Source organism: Cohnella fermenti, from assembly GCF_004801405.1.
Classification (GTDB): Bacteria; Bacillota; Bacilli; order Paenibacillales; family Paenibacillaceae; genus Cohnella; species Cohnella fermenti.
Window position 1 is genome coordinate 72,016 of record NZ_SSOB01000002.1, and the last position, 16,066, is coordinate 88,081.

Annotated in this window: 12 protein-coding genes; 2 read left to right on the forward strand and 10 right to left on the reverse strand. The window is 62.3% G+C overall.

What is annotated here, in order from left to right; genetic code table 11:
- Positions 1-11: 11 nt before the first annotated feature.
- The 9 genes from E6C55_RS01960 to E6C55_RS02000 form a co-directional block, all read right to left on the reverse strand.
- A complete protein-coding gene (locus E6C55_RS01960; protein WP_136368098.1) occupies positions 12-851 on the reverse strand; it encodes a hypothetical protein in 840 nt (279 codons plus the stop codon).
- A 280-nt stretch (positions 852-1,131) separates the two neighbouring features.
- On the reverse strand, positions 1,132-3,555 hold the full coding sequence (locus E6C55_RS01965) for an alpha-L-rhamnosidase-related protein (protein WP_136368099.1): 2,424 nt from the start codon (positions 3,553-3,555) through the stop codon (positions 1,132-1,134).
- 123 nt (positions 3,556-3,678) lie between these two features.
- On the reverse strand, positions 3,679-4,512 hold the full coding sequence (locus E6C55_RS01970; protein WP_136368100.1) for a carbohydrate ABC transporter permease: 834 nt from the start codon (positions 4,510-4,512) through the stop codon (positions 3,679-3,681).
- 11 nt (positions 4,513-4,523) lie between these two features.
- Positions 4,524-5,432 (reverse strand): carbohydrate ABC transporter permease, encoded by a 909-nt coding sequence (locus E6C55_RS01975; RefSeq protein ID WP_168735403.1) that lies wholly within the window; start codon positions 5,430-5,432, stop codon positions 4,524-4,526.
- Between the two features lie 5 nt (positions 5,433-5,437).
- Entirely contained in the window at positions 5,438-5,902 is a 465-nt protein-coding gene (locus E6C55_RS01980; RefSeq protein ID WP_136368102.1) for a hypothetical protein, read from the reverse strand.
- A gap of 21 nt (positions 5,903-5,923) precedes the next feature.
- Positions 5,924-7,537, reverse strand: coding sequence for an ABC transporter substrate-binding protein (locus E6C55_RS01985; protein WP_136368103.1), 1,614 nt, complete (start codon positions 7,535-7,537; stop codon positions 5,924-5,926).
- Positions 7,538-7,680: 143 nt separating this feature from the next.
- Positions 7,681-8,664 carry an AraC family transcriptional regulator gene (locus E6C55_RS01990; protein WP_168735404.1) on the reverse strand — a complete coding sequence of 328 codons (984 nt, stop codon included), beginning with the start codon at positions 8,662-8,664 and terminating at the stop codon, positions 7,681-7,683.
- Positions 8,651-9,736 carry a hypothetical protein gene (locus E6C55_RS01995; protein ID WP_136368105.1) on the reverse strand — a complete coding sequence of 362 codons (1,086 nt, stop codon included), beginning with the start codon at positions 9,734-9,736 and terminating at the stop codon, positions 8,651-8,653. The genes E6C55_RS01990 and E6C55_RS01995 overlap by 14 nt, the downstream gene beginning before the upstream one ends.
- Positions 9,737-10,179: 443 nt before the next feature.
- Positions 10,180-12,669: a glycoside hydrolase family 38 N-terminal domain-containing protein gene (locus E6C55_RS02000; RefSeq protein ID WP_136368106.1), complete on the reverse strand. Its 2,490-nt coding sequence runs from the start codon at positions 12,667-12,669 to the stop codon at positions 10,180-10,182.
- 165 nt (positions 12,670-12,834) lie between these two features.
- Here E6C55_RS02000 and E6C55_RS02005 point away from each other — a divergent pair, with 165 nt between their 5' ends.
- A complete protein-coding gene (locus tag E6C55_RS02005) occupies positions 12,835-13,749 on the forward strand; it encodes an AraC family transcriptional regulator (RefSeq protein ID WP_168735405.1) in 915 nt (304 codons plus the stop codon).
- Between the two features lie 178 nt (positions 13,750-13,927).
- On the opposite strand, the gene E6C55_RS02010 is transcribed toward E6C55_RS02005, so the two are convergent.
- Positions 13,928-14,857, reverse strand: coding sequence for a LysR family transcriptional regulator (locus E6C55_RS02010; protein WP_136368108.1), 930 nt, complete (start codon positions 14,855-14,857; stop codon positions 13,928-13,930).
- Between the two features lie 111 nt (positions 14,858-14,968).
- On the opposite strand from E6C55_RS02010, the gene E6C55_RS02015 reads away from it, so the two are divergent.
- On the forward strand, positions 14,969-16,057 hold the full coding sequence (locus E6C55_RS02015) for a YeiH family protein (protein ID WP_136368269.1): 1,089 nt from the start codon (positions 14,969-14,971) through the stop codon (positions 16,055-16,057).
- Positions 16,058-16,066 lie beyond the last annotated feature (9 nt).

The following is a 16,066-nucleotide window of genomic DNA, read 5'->3' on the forward strand; positions in this document are numbered from 1 at the left end:
GTTGCCGCCGTTTAAGCCTTCTGCCCCGCCTTGCCGACAGCTCGGCGCGAAGCGAGAACAAGCGCAAGCAACGAAGCGGCGGCAATCGCCGCGTAGATGCCCAGCCCGGCGTCTCCCGTCTTCGGGTTGGAAGCGGGGGCTCCTGTTGCTCTCGTTGCGCTCGACAGTCCCGCCTCCAGCGATGCTTGGGCCCCGTTGACCGACAACAAGGTATAGCCGTATTCGGCATCGCCTTGCGAGGAGGCGCCTGTGGAGAAGTAGGCCTTGCCGTCCGCGAACAGGCCGTCCGGAAGCTTCGACAGGTCCGCTTCGATGGCCGTGCCGTTGACCGTCAGTTGTTCGCCCGAAGCGCTGAAGGAGATCCGCAGCTTCCCGTCCCAATCGACCCGGGTCGCTCCCAGTCCCATGAACCCGCTGCCCGGCGAGAGCAGGTACGTCTCCACGTCGATCTGCTTGGCGTCGTACGGCCGCATGAGAACGACGACCCCTTGCGCCTTGTCCGGATGGTCGAGGGAGAAGAACGACGGCTTGTCGAGCAAGTTGACGTTAAACCAATGGTCGGCGCCTTCGCTGCCCAATCCGGCGATTTTGTCGACCTGCAGCTCCGCCTCGAAGGAATCGGCATCGACGGCCGCGTTCAGCACGAGACCGACGGCGCTTCCTTCCGCAGAGTCATAGGCACCGTTGCCTTGAAGTTGAATACCCGCTGCGACATCCTGAACATTCATCGCGCCCCATTCGCCATTGACCTTGCCGCCCCCCAGCAGCGACCAATCCGAAGAAGCGGCCGAAGCTGAAGAAGCGAACAACAGTATAAGTGCCGCGATACCGACATAAATTTTTTTCATCATTTGTCCCTTGCCTCCATTATCGAGAATCATGCCATCCTGGTCCGGAGTTTCGAAAATACTTCAGCGACGCACCCATCCACATCCACCATTCACCCTTCATCGATTGCCGGCAAACACCCCATTTTCCGAATTGGTAACGCTTTCATATTAGGCCCCGTCGAATACTCATCCCTCCTCGCCTTCGTCTACGATCGGCAGAGCGACCGGAGCCGGACAGGAACGCGCCAAATTCGCGTATCCCGCCCGACGCTTCGTCAACAACCCGCTCCCGCTTCCGGCCTTATTGCCTCGCAGCGACGGCCGCCGCCCGGCATGACGCCTGCACCGGCAATGACGCATCGGCGTATTGCTGCCTGCTCCCGTCCGGCAGCAGCAACTCGACGGGAATGCCCTGCGGCGCTTCTACCGTCAGTCGGAACTCCCCGTCATCCGCGATCCGCCAGTCAACGCTTACGAGACCGTGCCGGGTGGCCACCTTGCCGCGGGCCCACTGCAGCGGACCTACGGACGGCGCGACGATTATCGCGTCAAATCCGGGCAATGCGGGCTTCACGCCCAGAATCTCCGCCGGGAACTCGTATAGCGGAACGGCTCCCCATCCGTGGCAATCGCTGCGCTGCGTGACCAGGTCCTCCATCCACGTCGTCAAGCTAAGCGCGACCTGGTCGGTCCACTTCTTCCACAGCGGGAACGAAGCCTCGTACATGCCCGACTTGGCCAGCGCCCGGAACAGGAAGTAGGACATGGAGAAGGACACTTGGGCAAGCGAACCGTCGGCAAGCACGCTCCGCATAAGGGATTGCGCCAGCGTCCCTGTCGCCGTGCCGGACAGCACCGCCCAGATCTGCGTATGCTGGCTGTATTCCGCGACGGACGGCCCGTCGCGGAACAGCCCGCGCTCCTCCGCGAAGCAGGTTGCCCGCACGGCTTCCCTCACCCGCTCCGCCCTGCCCGCGAAGTCTCGCGCCGCCTCGCTCCGACCCGTGTGCTCGTTGAGCTCGGCCGCCCTGTCGAGCGCCGCGGCGTACATCAGGCTGTACACCGTAATAGGGCCGTGGCGGCTCGCCGTCGGAACGCCCCACTGCTCCATCCATTCCGCCACCCAGTCGACGAACGACCAATACCCTTCCGGAGAGGAGCCGACGAGGCCTTGCCCGTTCTTCTGCCGCTCGAACCAGTCCAGCACCTGCTCCATCGACGGACGGTAACGGACGATCAGCTCGGCATCGCCGAAGTGCCGATAGTGATCGTGCAGCATGAAGATCCAGTACAGGGAGAAGCCGGGAATGACCTGCCGGAACATGGACGGATAACGGCATTGCAGCATCCCGTTCGGCAGCATGGAGCTGTGGAAGTCGTGAATGGCGCGACGGGCCAGCCGATCGTCGCCGCTGACCTGGTACGTGAACACGGCCTGCATCATCGTGTCCATCGTGTACTGCAATTGCTCGTAGAAGGGGCAGTCCTCGTAGGTCTCGTGCATGCAATTGCGCAAGGTGTTCAGGCTGATGGTCCAGAGAGGTCCGAACTCGGGCTCCGAGCACTCGAATTCGCCGACCGCCTCAAGCGGATAGCCGGTCTCCCGGTAGTTCAGCCCCTTCAGAAGAAGCGGGCGCTCCGCCGTCTCGACCGTCAGCCGGACATAGCGGAACGTTCGGAACCAGAACGGCTCATAAATCTCCGTCGCTCCTCGCCCGCTCCCCTCCGCCTCGGGCACTCCTGCGACGCGATAACTGTCCGAATCGCCCAAGAGGATGCGTCCCGGCGAAGCATCGTCGCGAATCCCTTTGTTCCTCTCCCCGTTCGGCCCCGGCGGGGCTTCATAGCATTCCGAGCACAGCAGCCTCACCTTCGAGCCCGCTCCGTCCTCCAGCTCAAGCTGAAGGAATCCGGTGACGAGCCGTTCGGCGGCCAAGTCGATGGCGATTCGGCTTCCCGGAGGCACGAGCAGAGGCTCGCCGCCGCACCATCCGCGCGCCGCCGCGATGTCCGTCCCTTCCGTCCGCATGACGCCGACGAAGCTTCGCGGCTCCTCGTACAGCAGCGGAATCGGCCTCTCCGTCAAGTACCACGGCGTCAGCTCTCCCGTCGTCGGCAGCGCGGCGGAGCTGACCGGGACGGCAGCGCTCCAGCCGGAATCGTCATAGTCGACAGCCGTCCAGCCGCGAGGCAGTTGTCCCCCGTCAACCCTCTCCGGGTAGCCCATATAGTGCTTGCCCATCTCGCCTTCCTCATACCGGATGGCAGTGTCCCGGCGGCCGCGCCAGGAGCCGTCCGTCGCAACGAACGGCGTCTCCCGGCCGTCCTCCCCGCGCAGCGCCCCTTCCAGCAGGAAGGCGCCCTGCGCGGAGCGGAAGACGGAGACGGGGCCGGCCGCTCCCATCCGGTGCGGCTCGTGAGCGGCGTAATGCACGACCTTGGCGGCCAATGTATTCCTTCCAGCCTTGAGCAGAGCAGTCACGTCCGCCGTCTCGTAGTAATGAACGTGCCCGTCCCCCTTGCAGGGGCCGAAGAGAACGGAGGCTCCGTTCAGGTACAACCGGTAGCGGCTGTCCGCGGAGACGCGCAGGACAAGCCGCCCGCCGGTCGGCACGAAGTCGAAGGTGCGGCGGAAGTAGGCGATCTCGGTTCGCGCCGCAGCGGGATCGACGGGAAGCTCCCCCGTCCATATCCACTTGGCGCTCCAGTGTCGATTAGTCTCCATAGATTCTCCAATGCTTGTCTTTGTCGGTTGTGCCTGTCGCGCCCGTTGTGTCTGTCGTGCTTGTTGTGTCTGTCGTTGTCTGTCGTGTCTGTCGTTGTCTGCGACTGCTTCCTCCTTCCGCCGCTACAGCTTCAATCCCGCCGAGGTCAAGCCCTCGATGTAGAAGCGATTGGCGAACAGGAACAGGAAGATCAGGGGCAGTGAGGCTACCGTATAGCCCGCGAACAGCACGGGCACGTTCGTCGAATAATCGTTATTGAACTTCATGAACAGCCCCGCGGAGATCGTGAACAGCCGTTCGTCCGAGATCGTCGTCATCGGCCAGATGACGTCGTTCCAGATGCCGATGATCGTCATCACCGCGAGCGTTCCGAGAATCGGCAGCGACAGCGGCATGCACACCCGCCAATAGGCGTTGAACTCGCTGCAGCCGTCGAGCCGGGCCGCTTCGAAGATCGCCTCCGGCAGCCCGTTGAAGAAGGCGCGAAGCAGGAAGATCCCCCCTACCGAGCCTCCGATAATTGTCGGGATGATGAGCACCAGGTAGGTGTCCAGCATGCCGAGCGAGTTGTAGACCATGTACGTCGGCACGAAGGTCAGCACGCCGGGCACCATCATCAGCGCGATGACGGCCATGTACAAGCCCTCTCTTCCGGGGAACCTCATGCGTGCGAACACGTAAGCGGACAAGGAAGACAGGAAGAGCAGCCCGGCGGTGGACACCGCTCCGACGAACACGGTATTGAACATATAGCGGTCGACGGCCTTCCAGGCATACGAATAGTTGCCAAGCCACATCGGCAGCGTCGGCAGCCACGGCTGCTGCTTGAACGCCGTCACGTCCTTGACCGAGATCCAGAGGGCGATAAACAGCGGGTACAGCAGAAGAATAACGAGAACGATCATCAGCAGATGCATAAGCGATTGCCGAACGACGATCCGCCTAGCCGTATTCATAGAAGATCACCTCAATCGCGGGAGTCGTCGTTCGACTTCATGTATTTGAGCGTCAGCAGCGTCAGGCCGAAGATGGCGACGAACATGACCAGGCCGACGGCGCTTGCGTATCCCATCCGGCTGGCGCCGAACGCCTTCAGGTACATGTAGTAGCCCGGAACGTAAGTGTCGTAGCCCGGACCGCCGCCCGTCAGGACAACCTGCAGGTTGTAATCCTGGATGCCCGCGATGAGGCCGAAGACGAAGAAGTAACGAATCTGGCCCATCAGCAGCGGCAGGTCGATCGAGGCGATCCGCCTCCACACGCTCGCCCCGTCCAGAACGGACGATTCGATGACCTCGCTCGGAATATTCATGATGCCGGCCATGTAGATCAGGACGGCCGTCCCTCCGATCCACGGGAATCCCATGAAGATCAGACTCGGAATGACGGTGGAGGAATCGCCGAGCCAATTGATAATCTGATCCTGCCCGATAAGCCCCAGGCTCTTGCCCGCCAGCGTGACCAGCCCGTTGATGGGGTCGTAGATGCGTGCCCAGATCATCATGAACACCATGCCTGGGGCAACCATCGGCAGAAGCAGCAGCATCCGGTAGCGGAACTTCCACTTCGCGCTCTTGAAGGAGAAGATCAACTCGGCGACCAGAAGCGGCACGAATGTGCCGATCAGCAGCTTGGGCAGGACAATCAGGAACATCGTCGGAATGGAGTGCAAGAAGACGGGATCGGCGAACAGCTCGCGGAAGTTGTCCAATCCGATGTAAGTCTTCTTGCCGAGCGCGTTCCAGTCGAAGAAGGCGTGGTACATCCCGCTGATCGGCGGGTAGTAGGCGAAGACGATCAATCCGATAAATAAAGGGGACAGCAGCAGATACGCCAATCTGGCGTCCCACACTCGTCGAAGCAGCGTTCGTTCCATGGCACTCATTCCCCGAATATGTCGTTCATATTGTGTTTGCTCTCCGTCGCCTGTTCGGGCTTAAGCACGTTCAGCTCGACGTCCTTCGGCTGCTGAATTGCGACGAAGATCGAATCGGATACGTCCTTGAACCGGATTCGTACCCGCCCCTCCTCCTGAATCCCCTTCAGATACGAATAGGGAAAATACTCGAACGAGACTTGGCCGTCCGCATCCGTCGTTGCCTTGTCCGCCCTCAGATTGCCGGCTCCGACGACCAGACCGGTAATGTCATGGCCGGAGACTGGGCGGCCGTCCTTCGTCACGCGCAGCGTCAATCGCACCGGGACGTTCGGATCGGCATGGACGACCGCCGGCTCTTGCGCGGACAGCTCGATGTCGATGCCGAGCGACCGGACGTAGTCGAACAGCGTCGCGGCTCCGAGTGCGCATACAAAGACGAGCAGCCCGATTATCACCTTTTTGTTCAACGTGCGCGACTCCTTCTGGGGCTAGTTTGAGAGGTTCCACCCGGATGTGTCGATGTTCTGGCTCTTGATGACCTGATCCGCATCCTGCTGGGAATACTTGTTGAGCTGTTCGGCGAACTCGTCGTCCGAGATCATGTTCTTCATCCATTGCTCGAACGTCTTGTTGGCGTTCTTGCGCCCTTCCGGCTCGGAAGCGGGGAGCCAGCTTATGTTCGGAAGAATCGGGAAGGAATTGTTCAGCCAATCGTCCAGCTCCGGCGGCACGGCGACGCCGCGGACGGAACCGAGAACGGCCCCTTTCTTCTCGAGAACGATAAGCGACATGTTCTCCGGAACCGACAGGAACTGGATGAAGGCAATGGCCGCTTCCTTCGTGCCCGGTCCGTGCGCTTCGACCGAGGAAGAGAGCACCGAGAAGTAATTGGCCGGCGCCGGCTGGTACGGCCCCTTCTCCGTGAACGAGATGTCGCCGACAAGCGGTGTCGTCTCCTTCGTAATGACCGGCGGCGGGATCATGCCGAAGTCGAACGTCCGCTTCGTGTTGGCGAGCTCGTTCGGAAGCCTCCACAGCCCATCCTCCAGCATCGCCACCTTGCCCTCCTGCCACAGCGGCTCGTAATCGGTCGATTCATAGCCCTTCTGCAGCACCTCGGTGTACTTCCGCTTGACCTGCCTCCAGATCTCCATCGCATTGTCGTGCTTGGACGGATCGTAATAGCCTTCCTTGACCGCCTGCAGCCGCTCCAGCGAATCGAGCGCGCCATCCTTGTTCGTATCGATCTCGTCCATGATCGCCAGGCCGAAGGCCGGTCCAAGGCTGAACTGCGTATCCCACACCTGCAGGTCCATGCTCTTGTTGCCCGGGAACGGAGCGACGGCGATATAGCCGGCGTCGTTGATTGTCTTCGAGACGTTGATGAACTCTTCCCACGTCTTGGGCGTCTCCAGGTTCAGCTCGGCGAAAATCTCTTTATTGTAGTAGTAAGCCGTCGGAGGACCCGCCGACACCATGAACGGCAGTCCGAGCGTCTCTCCCTTGATGTTCTTGACCCCCGAAGCCGACCATTGATAATCCGGCCACAGCTCGCTCCACTTCCCGTTGCCTTCCGCGTACGGGTTCGGCTGATCCAGATAAGATTCGAGATCCAGGAACCAGCCGTTGTTGCCGAAGACCGCCGCTCCCGCGAGATTCGATGCGACATCCATCGCCGTGCCCGCGGCCAGCCGCGGCGTCATCCACTGATTGATCCCTTCGATGTAGTCGCTTCCGGACGCCGGGCTGGAGCGGTCCCATTCGATGGTGACGTTCGGGTGCAATTCCATGAACTTGTCGGCCAGCAATTGCGTGGACCGGAAGACGACGGGCTGCTCGGCCGTCGCCTCTTCATTCAACGACGGGTTATACTCTCCCAGATTGACGACCAGCTTCACCGGCTTGCCGTCGTTGATCGGCTGAATCCCTTCCCCGTCCGCGGATGCCGCCGCTGTGCTCGCCGCGGCCGAAGCGGTGCCAGCGGTGTCCCCTCCCGTGCCCGCTCCGGACTCCTGCGGCGAACCGCTCTCATTGCTGCAGGCCGCTGCCAGGAGCAGAGAAGCGGCTATGATCCCCGTCAATCCTCGTTTCGCTGTCTTCATGTTTCTTCCCCCTCGGTTCTTTTCCCATTGTTGATTGTAAGCGCTTAATCGTCGACAGGTTCAGTATAGGGGTGTTATCCGGACATGTCTTTGTCAATCCGGACCGCTGCACCGTCGATTCGGACTTCGGAATTCGTTCGACCTCACGCTTCGGCTCGATGCCGCTGCCTGTATTCCGAGGGGGTGCAGTTCTCGAACTTCTTGAACACCTTGTTGAAGAAGGTCGCGTCGGGGAAGCCGACCTCCTGGCCGATCGTCACGATCTTCTCGCAGGTCGAGGACAAGTACTTCTTGGATTGCTCGATCCGAATGTAATGCAGGAAGTGAATGACGCTCATGCCCGTCTCCTTCTTGAACAATCGGGACAGGTGACGCGGGCTGCATCTCGCGATCTCGGTCAGCTCCTGCACGGACAGCTCCCGGGTATAGTTCCGTTCGATGTATGCGACGACCTTCTTCAGGTTGACGTCGGCCACCGGCTGCCCCTCGCTCCCCTGCCTGTCGGGAAGCGGCTTGGGAGCATACACCGCGTGCTGCCGGCTCAGGCAGATAATCATCTCCAGCAGCTTCACAATAATCAGGGATTGGTAGCCGGGCAGCTTCCGCTCGAACTCCGCTTCCATCCGCTTGATCAAGGAGTACACTTCCTCGCGCGAGCTCTCGTCCAGCTTAACGAGCGAGTGGAAGCGCACGTCCTCGCCCGAGAACGGCGGCACGTAGAACAAGTTCAACAAGTCCGCGTGATCGTGAGCCCCCAGAACGCCCCAATTGATCAATTGCGGGTAGAAAAGAAGGTTGACCAGCTCGACCTGCTCCTCCCTGCCGATCTCGTACGTGTGGAGCTCTCCGGGGTTGATGATGAACAGATCCCCCGGATAAATTTTGTACTTCAGCTCGCCGAGCTGTTCCGAGTGGAAGCAGTGGGTGACGCAGCCTTGAACGACGAACGCGATCTCGATGAATTCATGGCTGTGCATCGGCAGAATCGGAACCGACTCCCAGTTGTGAAGGTAACGCTGGACGAAGAACGGGAAGCTCTTGTCGGCGAAATACTCCTTGCCGGAGAACTTGTGAACGTACTTCAGCCCTTCGTTCGACCGTTCGTCCGCCGCCTTATTCCTGTTCATTGCCGTTCTCCGCCGCTGCAATCGAGAGCCCCTGCGCCTGCAATTCCACATCGAAGGTGCCCGGCAGCTCCCAGCCGATATTCATGTTGGCGACGGCCAGATCGCTCGGCTTCGTGTCCTTCAGGAACCCGCCTTCGTAGGCCAGGTCTCTGGCCTTGAGCACATAAGGAAGAATGTCGAGATCGATGCTCGCCCACTCGCCGTCCTGCAGGCTCTTGGACAGGTAAAGACTCGCATCCATGTTATAGATGAACTTGTGCGTCGTATCCTCCTTGCCCCCGTCCTGGAAGTAGCTCTCCCCCGGCAGCGGCTCCCGGTTGTCGAACAGCGGCAGACCGAACCAGAAGTAATCCCCGTAGCCGGGACTCGACGTGTTCTGGTTCTGCATCGTCAAGTACCACGACACCTGGGCGGCATGCAGCGACGGGTTGTAGGCCGACTCGTCCATCATCGGCTCGAACTTCGAGATTCGCAGCGAGCCCTTCACCCTTAATTCGGACAGATCGTTCAGGAACGGCGTCTTCAGAAAATACTGTTCGATCAGAAGATGAGGCCAATCCTCGCCCTCCCGGCGGGGACGGCCGTACTCCTTCGACGCGAGCGCCTTCAATGTGATCGTGCCCGTATTCGTGTCTGCCGTGACCGCCTTCGCTTCGTTCGAATATTCGTAGACGCCTTCGGCCAAGGTTTGCAGCTCCGCTCCTTCGAGCGAATGCTTCGTTCCCCACTGCGCCAGGCGCCAGAAGGGATATGTCCCGTACGGCTGGCCGTAGTTAAGAACGTCCATGACCTGATCGCCGGTCTCGATCGATCGGATTCCAAGCAGGTCGAAGCCGTTCTTGTAATGGTCGTCCATGATCACGTCGATGTCCGTGGGCGCGCGCTCGAGTTCTGCCGTCCCGTTCGTCTGCCCGGATGCCGTTGCTGCCGGGGAAGCCCCTTGTTCTGTGTTGTTCATCTGCTGACTCTCCTTTGCCTCCGGCCGATCTCCCTCGCTGCAGCCCGCCAACAGGGCGAGCCCGAGCAGCGGAGCGATCCAGCCTCTTGTCGCGATTCTTCTGGCGGCGAACATTCCGCGTTCCCTCCATCCGGCGAAGCTTATCTCCCGGAATTGATGATAACGACTTCATTATAGGCGATAACGGCCTTCCTGCCTTGATCGATCCGGACATCCGGCAAGCTTATACGGACATGACCTTGACCATCGCCATGGATTCGCCCTCCGGCCGATGACTTTGGCGAATTTATATGATTTTTCACATTCGTCGGCTTGGATTCCGGGGGGATCGGGGATTTTTATGCGATTTTTAGCATATATGCGGAGAATAAATCCCGATTTTCTTCTATTTATGTCATTTTTCACATAAAATCGCCCAAACTGTCCGTTATCGAGCTGCGCCAATGCGAATTTTCACATAAAACCCGGCCTCCCGCGGCCTCGTCGCCTCGCTAGAAGGAGAAAGCCCCCGGGTCTCCTGGTCGTCCAGGTACCCGGGGGCTTGCCGCCTGCTTGCTTCACATGTCTTCCGTCAGCGTCCATTCCGTCCATTCGGCGTTCGCGGGATCGAGACGGAACGTCTTGATCTCGAAGCCGCCCAGCTCCACCTTCCGTTCGATGCCCAGCGCGGGAAGGCGCACCGTGTCCTCTCCCTGCTCTCCCGTCGGCTCGAAGAGGCGCACGACATAGCTTCCGCCCGCTTCGGCTTCCTTGAACGCCGTCAGCAGCAGCCGCCCGCGCTCGAGCACGATTCCCGCGGCCGGCTTCTTGCCGCCGCCGTGAGGGAAGAACGAGAGCGCATACGGCTGCTCGTTATGGACCAGCGCCTCGCGATCGACGGCGGCCAGCCGCTCGACGGTTGCGCCGGCGTTCAGCCAGAACGTAAATAGCCGTTCCCCTTGGTCGATGCGCGGCAGGAACCGATCCTGCGGCAGAATCGGACGGCTCTCGATCGGATGCGCGCAGTACGCCGCGCCGCGGATCAGCGTCGGCCGGATCGCGCCGTCCCGGCTGTCCGAGCCGTAGATTCCGTCGTTGATCAGCGTAACGGCACCTCCGTCCGGCTCATGGGAGGCCAGAGCCGTCCACTTCTGGGCGACGGCCTCGGTGCCGTCCGCGGGCAGCCTCTGCACGCCGTATACCGTCTGCCCCGAATAATCGGCCTCCGGGCCGAGCTGCGTCGGAATCGCCAGCTTCAGCAGCTTGTCCTTCTCGTTCCAGTAGACGCGAGCCTCGACTTCGAGCTCCGTTCCCCGCTTCGGCAGCCGGTACGTCAGCACGAGAGCCGAATCGCCGTATTCCAGCAGCGCCTCGACGACGGTTCGCACCTCGCCGTCCTCGATCACCCGAACCGCCGGCAGCGCCCCTTCCTTCACGCCGGAGAACGCCGTGCTCCGGCCGGGGCTCATCAGGCGGAAGCGGCCGAGCTCCGGGCCGAAGCGGTCGGTGTCCATCCGCCACGGGTCCTCGTTGTCCGCGAGGACAAGCGGCAGGAACGCTTCCGGCTTCAGGCGGGATACGCCGCCCGCGATATAATCGTCGATCAGGCCCGTTCTCGTGTTGATCGCGACCTCCAGTTCGTCCGAGCGGAACCGGAGATAGCCGTCCGTCTCCGCCAACACCGGCTTCGGCTTAGACGGAAGCTTGACCATCCGGCAATCGAACCGGTTCATGGAGGACGGGGCCAACTCCGCCTCGAAGACAACCCGCTTGCGCCAGTCGAGATTCAGGTTGCTGTGCTCCTTCTCCGGCTGGCCGGCGATCTTCTCCCCGTCCCGGTAGACGACCGGCATCGAGAATTCCTCCGTCCAGTTCTGGTCCTCCAGCATGAATTCGCAAGCGAACGTTCCCCGCACGGGATACGGATGCGGATTGTACACAAGAATCGGATATTCGCCCAGGTTCGCCTTCGGCTGGCCCGACGCGAGTGCGAAGAAGGCGCGCGCCCGCAGCCGCGATGCGATCTCGAGGCCGTGATCGAGCAGCCGGATCGACGCCTCCTCGGCGGGCTGGATCGAGCTGCCCGGAAGAATGTCGTGGAACTGGGCGACCATCAGGTCATGGAACGCTTCCTTCAGCTCGCCTGCCGGGTAACGAAGCAGCCCTTGCACAGCGGCCGACGCCAGCATCTTCTCGGTCGCATACAGCTCGTTCTCCAGCTTGCGGTGCTTCTGCTTGATGCGAATCATCGAGGTGTAGCAGCCGACGAACCGCGGGTTGAGGTCGTTGTCGTGGCGCGGCAGACCCGGCACGTTTTTCAGCTCCGCGAAGTATGCCTCCGGCGTGGAATGCGCGAGCTCCGCCGGGCCCTCTTCCGCCATCATGGCGCCGATCCGGTCGAGATCGAGCCGCGACGGACCTCCGCCGTGATTGCCCACTCCCCACAGCAGCAGCCGCGGCCGCTCGTCTTCCTCGTCCGCATACTTCTCCAACCAGCGTCCGATCTTCTTATGCGCCTCGCCGAGCAGCGTGTTGTAGCCCTCGCTAATCTGATGCGCCAGCACCTCCGAGCCGTCGAAGCCGACCCACACGAAGTCTTCCGCCGCGGCAGCCAGCTTCCCCTCCGGCCGCATGAACAGGTAAGAGTCGTAGCCCGCCTGCTTCATGATCTGCACAAGTCCCCGCGAGTGGCCGAAGGAATCGAAGTTGATCGCCGTCGTCGGCCGCGCCCCGAACTTCTCGCGGAAGTAGCTGCGCCCGAGCACAATCTGCCGCACGATCGACTCGCCCGAGGGCATATTGCAATCCGGCTGCAAGTACCAGCCGCCCATAATATGCCACTTGCCCAAGCGGACAAGCTCCTGAATCTCCGCGAACAAACCCGGCTCGTACTCCTCGATCCAGCGATACAGCAGCGCCTCGTTGTGGTTGAACACGTAGCCGTCGTACTCCCTGCAGAACTCCGCGGCCGCCCGGAACGTCGATACCGCCGCCGCCGCGCCTTCCTCCCACTCCCACTGCCACACCGGGTCGAGATGGGCGTTGCTGATCAGATGCAATTTTCTCACAAGAAGTTCGCCTCTCCTTCATCATCCTCGAGTACCTCTATCCCCTCTCATTGTCGGGCGTCCGCGGGCAGAAGTAAATTCATCGAATCGACCTCTTTTTGCACTAAAATGATCTGCTGCATTATGCTACGATGGAGACAGCATTCGGGAGAAGGAGGAGACCACGTGCGAATTCAGGCGCTGGAGGAGGACGTATACGGTCATGTTGTCGTCGGCGATGCGGATATCGAGATCATCGAGGTCATCGCCGAGCATCCTTGGGGAGCCAAGCGGTGCCCGCCTCACGTGCACGCTTGGTACGAATTGAATTATGTCTATGAAGGGACGATGAAGACGGGCTTCGGGGGCGACATGCTGGAGGTGAAGGCCGGGGAATTCTTCCTCATCCCGCCGGGCGTGGAGCATTCCCATGAGTACGTGCCGGACGCGCCCCACCGGGGTCTCTGCCTGCGCTGGTCGGTCGAGCGTGCGGCGGCGACGGCAAGGGAGGAGGACGAGGGGACGGAGGACGAGGCGGCGGGAGACGGGAGCGTGTACCGATTGCTAAGCGAGCTGCGCCGCTGGCCGCCCGGCTGCTATCCCGATCGCTACGGTCTCAAGGAACGGCTGGAGGCCATCTTCGCGGAGGCGGATTCGTTGCCGCTCGTCGTGCGGCTCTCCGTTGTCCAGTTCCTGCTGCGAATAGCGGCCATTCGCGAGCCGGAGGGCCGCAGCGCCCGCCCGGCTTCGCTTACCGATGCCGCCCTGCTGCGGAAAGTCGAGATTCATCTGAACGATTCCGGCGATGAGAGAATGGACGTCCGTCGCCTCGCCTCTTCTCTGCATATGAGCTATCATCATCTGGCCCGCAAGTACAAGCGGCTGACCGGCAAGACGATCGTCGGCCGCCTGACCGAGATCCGGCTGGCGCGCGCGGCCGAACTTCTGCTCGGAACAAGCGGCTCGATCTCGTCGATCGCCGAGGTCGCCGGCTTCGGCACAGTCTACTACTTCAGCCGCGTCTTCAAGAAGAAGTACGGCTGCAGCCCGCGCGAATACCGCAACGCGCACAGCGGTCGTCACGGGGCGGCGGGGGAGTAGCTCCGAGGAACGGGCGCCATCCTCCTTCCGGACGCTTATGCCTCTCCTCCCGTCGGCTCAGGAACCTCCCCTTGCGGATCACGGCCCTGTGCTGTGCCATCCTGAACGAAGGGGAGAAGAGACATAATGCCGCCAGAGGGGAGAGGACGCCGGCCGAGTGAGCTCCGACGAGCCTGATTCACTCCTTGTCGCTCCGTCCCGGCTCCCTTTGTTCGCCCAGCAGCTCCGTTGCCGCCAGCCGGAGCGTTCCCAGGAATGCGTCGAGCGAGCGGGTCATCGGCTCCCCGTTGCGGAGCAGCAGCCGGAATTCCCGGCGGAAGGGAGTTCCGGACACCCCGCCCAGCACCCGGAGCGTTCCCAACTTCAATTCCTTGCGCAGCGCCAGCCGCGACTGCAGCGTGATCCCGAGGCCGGCCTCCGCCATCTCCTTGATCAGTTGGGTGCTGCCAAGCTCCATCAAACGGACGGGCCGAACGCCCATGGCGGCGAGCAGCCGGTCGGTTGCCGCGCGCGTGCCGGAGCCTTCCTCGCGGACAAGCCACGTCTCCTCGGCGAGCCGGGCCGGGGAGGGATGCCGCACCCCGGCGATCGGATGCTCCGGCGCCGCCGCGAGCACCATCTCGTCGTCCGCCAGCTTCTCCGACCGGAGGCCGGTGCCGACATCTTCCCCCTCGACGATGCCGATATCGAGCTCCCGCGCCCGCAGCCGATCGGCGATCTCCGCCGTATTGCCGATTGCGATCGTCGGCCGGATGTCCGGGTAGTCGCGATGGAGCCGCGCCAGCGCCGGAGGCAGCGCATATTCCCCGAACGTATAGCTGGCGCCGATCGCAATCGGGCCGCCGACACAATTCATCAGCTCCCCGATCCGCTCGCTCATCGCGCGGTACAATCCGTTGATCTCCTTCGCGTGGCGCAGGGCGATCTCCCCCGCATTCGTCAGCGACACCGCCTTGTTCGTTCTCTCGAGCAGCCGCACCCCGAGCGAATCCTCGAGCGCGCGAATCTGCTGGCTCACTGCAGGCTGCGTAATATGCAGGCGCTCGGCCGCCTTGGAGAAGCTCCGCAGCCGGGCCACCGCTTCGAACACCTCAAGCTGGGCATCCATCGGGCATCCATCCCCTCACCATACATAACTCAATCATTATGAACTTTATAATAAATATCGATTTTCCTTATGGTAAACGGCCGAGTATGCTGAAGGCAAGAGGTGATTCGAATGTTCCTGTTCCTGCTCCTGTTCTTGTTCCAAGCCCGTCTCCGACATGCGCCGCGCTTCCGCAGACTGCGGCTTCCGCCATTCCCCAGGCTGAACGTTCGCCCCGGACTGTTCCCGGGCCTCGCCTTGGCCGCGATTCTGTGCCTCGCCGGCTGGCAGCTCGCGCGCCTGCCGGGCCTCTCGCTCGCGGGCCCGATGGCGTGCACGCTGCTCGTCGCCATCCTGTACCGCCAGCTTCTCGGCTGCCCGGAAGCGCTGCGTCCGGGCATCTCGTTCGCCGGAACGAAGCTGCTGCGAGCCGCGATTGTCCTGCTCGGCCTGAAGCTTCCGGTCGAGACCGTCCTGCGGCAAGGGCTCCCCTTGCTCGCAGGAGCCGTCGCGACGCTCGCCTTCGCACTCGCGGCAAGCGCGCTGCTGCGGCGCTGGCTGCGGGCCGACGCCGAGCTGACGATGCTGCTCGCGATCGGCACCGGCATCTGCGGTGCAGCGGCCATCGCCGCAGCCGCCCCCCTGCTCGGCGCGAAGGAGCAGAAGACGGCCGTCGGCATCGGGCTGATCGCCGCCGTCGGCACCGTCTTCGCGCTCGGCGACGCGCTGCTGCAGCCGCTCCTGCCGCTGTCCGGCGCCGAATACGGCGTCTGGACCGGCCTGACGCTGCACGAGATCGCACATGTCGCCATGGCGTCCGCGGCGGGCGGTCCTGATGCGCTCGAGACCGGCATGCTCGCCAAGCTCAGCCGCGTGCTGCTGCTCGTGCCGACCGTCTTCGCGCTGCAAGCGCTGCGGGCCCGTCGCGCTCGCCGGGAGCTTCCGGCGGCAAGCGCATGGCGAAGCCTTCCCTGGTACTTGCTCGGCTTCCTCGCGATGAGCCTGCTCGCCTCGACCGGCCCGGGCGAATGGCTGCCGCTTCCCGCCGGATGGGAAGCCGAGGCTTCGCGGCTGACGACGCTGCTGCTCTCCGTCGCCATGGCGGCGCTCGGCCTGAACGTCGACGCGCGCGAGCTTCGCGGCGCGCTGCGTCCGCTCGCCGTCTTGCTGCTCGTCTCGCTGCTGCTGTCCGTCCTCGCCTGCCTCGCGATCGCGCTCTGACAGCCGCCC